The following is a 7727-nucleotide window of genomic DNA, read 5'->3' on the forward strand; positions in this document are numbered from 1 at the left end:
TGATTTATCTTCTGTTCCATAAGACTTTCTTATTTACACAACCGATGTTGTGTTGGCAATAAGTTTTAACGAAGGCAGGTAGCTCTACCTACGAATGAGGTTTATAGAGATTTATTCAGCTATGAAGGTAATCGAGCGATTGTATTTGCTGAAAATGATGAAATACCAATCAACGAATTAAAACAGTGCATTGCATTGGCACTTACTTATCATACTCGAAAGCATCCACCAATGCTCGGGATACAATGAATAGTATTAATGCTAATATTCGGGAAATGAGCAGTAAAAATCTTGCCAACAAAAAAATCCTTGGTTGGCAAAACGAATCCTCCCCTTAAGCAACTTCTTTACTATGTCTTACAAAATTGCACTTATAGTTCATTACTATTTAAAACTTTTCAATCGAAATATCTGAATTAATAGTCATTGCTACCTGTAAACCTGTTGCTTCTGAAAGTACGATTTCCGTTGGCGCAGGCTGAGCAGCATCACCAGCTGAATAAACATTTTTTTCCGAAGTTCTTCCAAAATGGTCAACAACAATTAATCCGTGCTCATCAAGATCACAAGTCAATCCTTGACCAATTATATTTGTTGTGAAATTGGACGGTGTAATAAAGCCCGCTTCTCTCTCTACCTCTATTCCATTTTGAAAAACTACGCTCCTCAAAATCCCATTATCTCCTTTTACTTCTTTAATTTTTTCAGTAATTACGTTTATTTCCTTTTCTTCTAACTCTCTTCTTTCATTTTCTTTTATTTCATTACCGTTTGTTGCCACGATTAAATCATTTGATAGATTGTGAATTATTTTGGCCGTTAGCGCAACGTCCCTTGTTTCATTTATATAAATCAACTTTTTATCCTTTAACTCCCAACCATAACTATATGGAGATCTAAAAATACTTTTATTGTAATATTGCTCGAAGTCAGGAATATCTGTCTGTATTTTAGCACCATCTGTCAGAAGGATTTTTTCAGCAAGAAAGCTCTCTCCATCTTCAGCATAAATTTTAAAAAGCTTATTGTCTGATTGTTTAATGACCCTAACATTTTGACTAACGATGGAATGAATATTAGGATATTGATTTAATTTTTCTTTTGCTACTTGCATGAATTCGATAGCAGCATTTCCATTTCTGGAAATACTCTCTTGAAGCTCGAATGCAAAGTGGTCATTATTTGTATCAAACAATGCTACTAAACGATTCGCTCTACCTAGCAATAATGCTGCATTTAATCCTGCAGGTCCTCCACCAATAATTGCACACTCAAGAATCTCCATGTTTTCCCTCCTATTTTAAATCAAACTCCAATAATTTGCTTTAGATTTTCTAAAGGAATATATCCAACAATTGGTTCATGTAATTTATTGTGAATAATCAAACGAGAATGAGGGATCCCTAGTACCTGGTATTCCGCTGCAAGTTCTGGGCTTTTATCAACATTCACCCTTAAAATTTCCACCTTATCACTGGATTCTTCATTGAGTTGGTTAAGAACCATTCCGAACATTTTACAAGGGCTACACCACTCCGCCCAAAAATTTATTAACACAATCTTTTCAGTTTTTAAGTGTTCTCCTAATTCTTGCTTTGTTGTTACATGAGTAATTGACATAACTTTATTCCTCCTCCGTGGAAATCAAAATCTTAAAGATATAATCTAAAACTTCTATCCCCCTTTCAATGAACATTAAAGGTATTTAATATCTGTAATTAATCTAAAATTTTTTAAATTGTACTATCGAAAACAACTGCCATCGCGCTTTTATATCCTTCAGCAGCAGCAACTATTAACGAAGACTGACCTAATTTAGCAGTTTCCCCTGCTGCATAAACATTTTCCTGTGACGTACGCCCTGCCTCATCCACAACAATGCTACCATTTTCATTTAGTTGACAACCTAACTGCTCTGCAAATCGGTTTGGACGCACAAAATTAGGTACAATAAATCCTCCAACTCTTTCGATTTCAAGTCCTGAATTAAACACTACTTTGTTTAAATAACCATCCATACCCTTTAAATGTTGAATAGGTTCAGTAATAGCAGTTATATCTTTTCTTTGTAGTTCATTCAATGTCGAATTAGAAAGTTCATGACCATTTGTGGCTATTACTAAATCTTTTGACCAGTTATAGATAAGTTTTCCTTTAAACAGGGTTTGTTCTTCATCTTCTGAAATTATAATTAGAGGTTTATCTCGTAATTCCCATCCATCACAAGTTGGGCAGCTGAATAAACTTTTCCCATAGTAATTTCTCATATCCGGAATCAGCGGGAATTCTTCTTGAACACCCGTTGCCAAAATAATTCTCTCAGCAACATACTCTTGATCTTCTAACGTCTCAATTTTAAACAAACCCTTTGATTGTTTTGTTATATTCATAACCGTGTTTTGATAAAAATGAACTGATGGGTATTTTTTTACATCATTCAAAGCTATTTCTTTAAACTCTGCAGGTTTAATTCCATCACGTGTAAGAAATCCATGTGATTCCTGAGTCACGCGATTCCGATTTGTTCCATTATCAAATAGAGCTACTTTTTTTCGAGACCTTCCTAAAATCAAACTTGCATTTAGCCCAGCGCCACCTGCACCAATAATTGCACAATCAAATAATTCCATCATGAAACTCTCCTTCATAAGTTGTTTAGAGTACATGTTGCTTCGTTAAAAATGTTATTTCAATATATTACAACATGCATTCTATCTGAAATTAAAGTTTAAAACAGAATGATTTTAAGCTATAACTACTTGAAAATTTATAGAAGTACAAAACCGAGAGTTTAGAGTGTAAAATTTCTAAGTTCCTTAAGTTTATTTACAGACTTAAAAGATTCTTTATATCTCTGATTGTTCAAAAAAATAATGGTGGACTAAATCCACGACTATTTTTTCACCAGATCCGATATTTTTCTGTTTTTTAACTCATTCTCCAGTGTTTCCTCTGCAGATAGCATTACTTCTTTTATTACACACTTAGGATCGTTATATAAACAACAATCAAACAAAGACGATTTGCCTTCAATTGCATGTATTATATCTAAAAATGAAATATCTTCCCAATTCTGACTAAGTGTATAACCACCATTGGCACCCGATACAGAATTAATCATTCCCTCTTTTACTAACTTAGTTAAGATTTTAGACAAATACGTTGGAGAAACATGTTGCATTTCAGCTAATTGTTGGACACCTACTGGTTTATCCGGTGTTTCCTTTGCTAGAAAAAGCATTGTGTGTAGTGCATAATTTGTAGCTTTAGAATATTTCATTACTGTTATTCACTCCAATAAAAGACTTTACATATCCATAATAGCATCGAATTTAAGTTGTTTCAATATTTGTGTCTTCATGTTGGAAAAAGGATGTACTATTTCAGCCCTTTTGATATTAATTATCTAACTGGGTGTTTTATGTTTAAACAAGTAAGAAAAGCAAGTTAAATCCGCTGCATTCAGTCCATGAAGGATACCAACATAGTGTTCTCCCCCGAAAGCGCACTTTTTGCTAGGCTTTTACTTTTAAATCGATAGCAAGTAAACATAAAGTTTCAAACTTGACCAATTACCATTCCCTACCTCGATTGGTTTTCCAGTCATACGGCAAAATCTCTTTCAATAAAACAAACCTGTCATTTTCAACCTCTACAACAGCTTCTAAATTTTCTTTTGAAAGCTGACTGATCAACTCACGGCAGCGTCCACATGGTGGAACAGCATTTCCTTCCGAGTCAACTGCTACAAAAGCTTTTATTTGATATTCGCCATTTTTCAACATATCTGCGACCGCCGCATGCTCTGCACAAAAACCCATGGAACAAGCTGTATCTATACTAATCCCTGTATAGATATTACTATCTACGGTTTCAATCGCTGCACCAACACTTCCGTACTGAACAAAATCATTTAATTCTGTAGGTGAAGTAACCGCAGCTGCAATCTTTTTTAATTCTTTATAATTCATAAGTATAGGCTCCTTTTCTAGAAACATGAAATTACCAGACGAAACTATTTTCTTGTAAATGTGTATGGAATGATAATTTCTCGTATAAACCCTTGGACCATTGATTTTTACCCGAAACGTATAAACTTAGCCAATCAATATTTGGCCCTACTTGAGAAAAATCCTGTGCCCGCTGCATTAGCTACTTTCCTACACCTTTACTTCGATGGTCTGGATGAACAACAACATTGGCAATATAGCATACATCGTTCTCTGATTTATAGTCAAATAAGTATAGCTTTAAGTACATTCCATTTCCCAAAACTTTTGGAGCTCCTCCACGGAAATTACCTTGTTAGGCAAAAATCCAATCGCTATTCTCGTTCATAATCACATTCCCCCTTTATCTACTATTGCTTAATTAAAAATGAACAGATCTGTGTATAGAATAAAAAATAAATCCCAATAGCTAAAGTGAATTAATTATGCACCAATAGTACCCCTTAACTTAATAAAGATAACCTAATAAATCTATCTTGCCATTTTCCCATTTTAAATTGCCCACTTCTTTAATCATAAGTTCATTTATAATTTCATGTCCTATTCCGTAAGTCGTTTGATTTTCATCGTCTATTTTTAACCATGTACACTCATTATTAACAGACTTAAATCCTGCATTTAAATATAATTTTTTGTTATCTGCAAACAAAAGTAAAAAATCAACCGACTTCCCTACACAGAAATCATCTATTTCAGAAAGTAGTAATGATGCTATTCCCTGTGATCGATTGATTTCTGATACACATAAGTCGATTATGCCGAGAACCCTTATAGGTTTCCCGTATTCGAAATCCCTTCTTATTGATTGGTGTAGGAACCTCAATAATACACGATTTCGCGTACGATGTTTTTATTTTTCTATGGTGTTCAACTTGATTCTACTATTCGCCAGCAAATTAAAATTTAGAAAAGTGCGAGAAATCAACGTTTCTAAAATTGATTTCTCGTGCTTTTTGTAGATTGACCAGTTCGTCCCAGCCTCTTCTCAAATTAAGGTTAACTTAGATTAGTCTATAACCAATATATGGTTAATTTGGTTATAGGCGGTATATTGTTTGATGTTATATGACTTAGCTTTCTGGCCAAATTCATAATGAATTGTTAAGGTTTTCTTAAGGTACTGTTTATATGGAGATAATCTTTCTCTGTAAAAATAATTATAGAAATAGAAATAGACTTTGTTTTACAACTGCAACAACAAGAAGTTAGGAGAGAATTCCATGAAAAAAACAGTATTAACATTCACACTTGCAGCATCAGTTCTTGCATTAGGTGCTTGTAGTAATGATTCAGCAACTAAGGACGAAGTAATCGCTACTTCTAAAGTTGGAGATATCACTCAAAATGATTTATATGAAGAAATGAAAGCATCTACGGGAGAGCAAGCATTTCAACTTCTAATAATTAAAAAAGTACTTTCAGGGAAATATAAAGTGACAGAAGATGAAGTAAACGCTCAATTAGAAGCTGACAAAAAGCAATTAGGCGATAACTTCGAAACCTTCATTGCACAACAAGGACAAACAGAATCTTTGTACAAAAAATCCCTAGAACTTAAATTGATGCAAGAAAAGGCATTAGTTGAAGATGTGGAAGTAACAGAAGATGAAATTAAAGCTGAATACGAAAATATCAAAAATGAAATCCAAGCTCGTCATATAGTAGTAAAAGATGAAGAGACTGCTAAAAAGGTGAAAGCGGAACTTGAAACTGGAAAAGATTTCGCAAAAGTTGCAAAAGAGTATTCTATTGAACAAGCAGCACAAACAACTGGTGGGGATTTAGGTTGGTTTAACAAAGCAACTAATATGGATCAACAGTTTTTAGAAGGTGCTTTCGCATTGAAAAAAAATGTTATCAGCGATCCAATTCAATCTAGCTTTGGCTATCATATTATCGAAGTGACGGACAAGCGTGAGATTAAAGAATCATACGAAGATAAAAAAGCCGAGCTTGAAAAGCAATTAAAACTAGCAAAAGCGAATACTTCAACACTATTAACAAAAGTAGCGAAAATGATGAAAGATGCTGATATCAAGATTAAAGATGAAGATATAAAAACAGCGTTAGATGAGTTTTTAGCTGCTGCTGAAACAGATACAACGACTGAAGATGCAGATACATCAACAGAAGAAAGTAAATAATTATTCATACAAAAAGCGTAAGGGCTTAAGCTTTTACGCTTTTTAATGCTTTAAGAAATAATAAAATCTATTGCATGTAGATTACTTTCTACAAGTGATTCTTCTTCCAGACTCCACCACCGTGCTTCTGCGCAAGCTCGAACAGAATCGCTTGTGGTGGCTGAGGAGCTGCCTCCTAGCTTTCGATGTTATTCAAATGTAGGTTTATAAAACGAACGATTTTCTAATTGGAATAAACGTTCAGTAAACTCTCCTGTATTTATTTTGTCTATTGTAATTTGGACCTATAATCCTTGTCCGAACAGTATGTACCTTCTCCTGTTTCCTAAGTAATCCAACTTAGTCGTTTCCAAAGTTTGTTCCATCTTCTACGTAGAAACGTATCATCATTATTTTGGCAATTGATAAGTTAAATTGTACTGATTTTAGTCTACTCGCTGATGTAGTATTGACATCATTTGTAGTTACTTTGACAGACGACTGTCCGACTTTAACATATTCTGTATCTTGTGAAACTACTCCATACCACAATTGCCATTTTGAGAAATCCGTCATTAATCTCCCCTCGTATCCCATTCAGCTTTCACTTGTTCTGGAACTAGAATTATTAACTTTCCAACATCAATCATTTCTTCAGTTGCAGAAGAGCTCCTGTATATGTATCTTGGGCTAAATAAATCCATATATCTGTGTCTAATATTACATGATTCAAATGATAAACCCTACTATCTTCTTAATACCTTAGATTATAGCATTTTTATTGAACTAACCTGAAAGTGTCTCAACTTATTGTAAAAATGCACTAATTAGAATTTAACAACGAATGTATTACCCACTATGAATTTCAAAACAAAAATATCCAAAAGGCAAAACTTTTAGGTACATAATGGATAAAGTATTTCCCTAACCTTAAATCATTAAGTGCCAATCCGCTGTCTTTTAAATGTACTTTTGTTCTCAAAACTGATAATTTAATTATTGTCAATGGCTACAATTTTATAACGACTAATTAGATTTTAAAAATTATCAAGGAATGAGCATATGAAAAATTAGAACAAATAACTAATGAATTACCCGAAGCGGGATATACAATCGAGGAAATTATAGCAGCCTTTAATGAGGTAATTAATGCATGTAATCAAACAGAAGCTGATGATAAAACAAATAGCTAATTACATAGTTATTTGTTTTTATTAAGAGTAAAAGGTTCTTTTGATGTACATTTCGGAATACCGAATTAAGTTGTTTTTTAATAAAGTTTTATTTAAATTCACTCTAAATTCTTGATATTACTGCATGGTTTAAAAAAGATTGCATAGGTTACTTTGAAACTATTTTAGTAACCATTAAAAATTTTAGTATTATATCATGTATCTCAAGCTTTTCTTGACCAAATGACAACTGGAATAAGGATTAAAGATAATAGACCTCCAGCTAAAGATAATGTTGCATAGCTGGCATTAGCTACTACCATGCCGGAGAGAGCACCACCTGAAGCTCCTGCTAGTGCAACTAAAACATCTATTTTCCCTTGCGTTTTTGCACGTGTAGAAGGTTCAGTCGAATCAACAAT

Annotated in this window: 9 protein-coding genes and 1 pseudogene; 1 reads left to right on the forward strand and 9 read right to left on the reverse strand. The window is 33.5% G+C overall.

The window, feature by feature from the left end; all coding sequences use genetic code 11:
• Positions 1–388 precede the first annotated feature (388 nt).
• From ACMZ42_RS26510 to ACMZ42_RS26540, 7 genes are all read right to left on the reverse strand, one after another.
• Complete coding sequence (locus tag ACMZ42_RS26510; protein WP_415733346.1) at positions 389–1285, reverse strand: NAD(P)/FAD-dependent oxidoreductase; 897 nt, start codon at positions 1283–1285, stop codon at positions 389–391.
• A 20-nt stretch (positions 1286–1305) separates the two neighbouring features.
• Positions 1306–1620 (reverse strand): thioredoxin family protein, encoded by a 315-nt coding sequence (locus ACMZ42_RS26515; RefSeq protein ID WP_415733347.1) that lies wholly within the window; start codon positions 1618–1620, stop codon positions 1306–1308.
• Between the two features lie 113 nt (positions 1621–1733).
• Entirely contained in the window at positions 1734–2630 is an 897-nt protein-coding gene (locus ACMZ42_RS26520; RefSeq protein WP_415733348.1) for an NAD(P)/FAD-dependent oxidoreductase, read from the reverse strand.
• A gap of 263 nt (positions 2631–2893) precedes the next feature.
• Complete coding sequence (locus ACMZ42_RS26525) at positions 2894–3280, reverse strand: Rrf2 family transcriptional regulator (RefSeq protein WP_415733349.1); 387 nt, start codon at positions 3278–3280, stop codon at positions 2894–2896.
• Positions 3281–3572: 292 nt separating this feature from the next.
• A complete protein-coding gene (locus tag ACMZ42_RS26530; protein ID WP_370083490.1) occupies positions 3573–3971 on the reverse strand; it encodes a cytidine deaminase family protein in 399 nt (132 codons plus the stop codon).
• A 181-nt stretch (positions 3972–4152) separates the two neighbouring features.
• Positions 4153–4272 (reverse strand): GNAT family N-acetyltransferase, encoded by a 120-nt coding sequence (locus ACMZ42_RS26535; protein ID WP_415733350.1) that lies wholly within the window; start codon positions 4270–4272, stop codon positions 4153–4155.
• A gap of 186 nt (positions 4273–4458) precedes the next feature.
• Positions 4459–4659 carry a hypothetical protein gene (locus ACMZ42_RS26540; RefSeq protein WP_415733351.1) on the reverse strand — a complete coding sequence of 67 codons (201 nt, stop codon included), beginning with the start codon at positions 4657–4659 and terminating at the stop codon, positions 4459–4461.
• 571 nt (positions 4660–5230) lie between these two features.
• Between ACMZ42_RS26540 and ACMZ42_RS26545 the strand changes: the two genes are divergently transcribed.
• A complete protein-coding gene (locus ACMZ42_RS26545; protein ID WP_415733352.1) occupies positions 5231–6154 on the forward strand; it encodes a peptidylprolyl isomerase in 924 nt (307 codons plus the stop codon).
• A gap of 339 nt (positions 6155–6493) precedes the next feature.
• Here ACMZ42_RS26545 and ACMZ42_RS26550 read toward each other — a convergent pair whose 3' ends face one another.
• Together ACMZ42_RS26550 and ACMZ42_RS26555 are read right to left on the reverse strand one after the other, a co-directional pair.
• Positions 6494–6709, reverse strand: coding sequence for a hypothetical protein (locus tag ACMZ42_RS26550; protein WP_415733353.1), 216 nt, complete (start codon positions 6707–6709; stop codon positions 6494–6496).
• A gap of 820 nt (positions 6710–7529) precedes the next feature.
• Positions 7530–7727 (reverse strand): annotated as a pseudogene (locus tag ACMZ42_RS26555) (MFS transporter); the annotation flags it as partial.

This window comes from Lysinibacillus sp. NPDC056185 (assembly GCF_047737915.1).
GTDB lineage: Bacteria > Bacillota > Bacilli > Bacillales_A > Planococcaceae > Lysinibacillus.